1 protein-coding gene is annotated in these 864 nt (G+C 78.0%); it reads left to right on the top strand.

The features are described 5' to 3' along the window. The coding region (locus HW577_RS25775) for a metal ABC transporter permease (protein WP_198378923.1) at positions 1–864 on the top strand (864 nt) is incomplete at both ends.

The raw sequence follows: 864 nt of genomic DNA on the forward strand, positions 1-864 counted from the left end.
CTGCCGGGCGTGGTGCTCGCCGCGCTGATCGTCGCCGCCTTCGGGCAGGATCCGCGCGCGCTGCCGCCGCTGCTCGCCGGCGCGGCGGTGGCGGGCATCGCCGGCGTGCTGGCGGTGCAGGCGCTGGCGCGCACGCGGCGCATCCGGGAGGACGCGGCGATCGCGATCGTGCTGTCGTCCTTCTACGCCGCCGGCGTCGCGCTGCTCTCCTACGTGCAGACCCTGCCGGCGGCGGCGCAGGCGGGCCTGTCGAAGTTCATCCTCGGCCAGGCGGCGGCGATGCGGGCGGAGGACGCGGCCTGGGCCGGCGCCGTCGCGGCGCTGGCGCTGGCCGCCTGCCTCCTGCTGTTCCAGCGCCTGCGCGCGACCTGCTTCGACCCGGACCATGCGCGCGTGCTGGGGCTGTCCACGCAGCGCACCGACATCGCGCTGCTGGGGCTGATCGTGACCGTCACCGTCGCGGGGCTGCAGGCGGTCGGGCTCATTCTCATCGTCGCGCTGCTGGTGCTGCCGGCGGCCACCGCGCGGCTGCTGACCTTCCGCCTGCCGCGACTGCTGCTGCTCTCGGCCGCGACGGGCGCGCTGTGCGGGATGGTGGGCGCGGCGGCTTCCGCCCTGGACCCCGACCTGCCGACGGGCGCGGCGGTGGTGCTGGCGGGCGCGGCCTGCTTCACCGTGGCCCTTCTGTTCGCGCCGGAACGGGGGCTGCTTGCCAACGGGCTGCGCCGCGCGGGCCGGCGCCTCGCGGCGGCGGAGGAGCATTTCCTGCGCGCCGCCTGGGAGGCGCAGGAAGCCGCCGGCGCCGGCCCGGGGACGGCGGGGGATCGCTGGACGCCGATCGCCGCACTCGCCGCCGCGCGCGGC

It is taken from the genome of Neoroseomonas rubea, from assembly GCF_016106015.1.
Taxonomy (GTDB): domain Bacteria; phylum Pseudomonadota; class Alphaproteobacteria; order Acetobacterales; family Acetobacteraceae; genus Neoroseomonas; species Neoroseomonas rubea.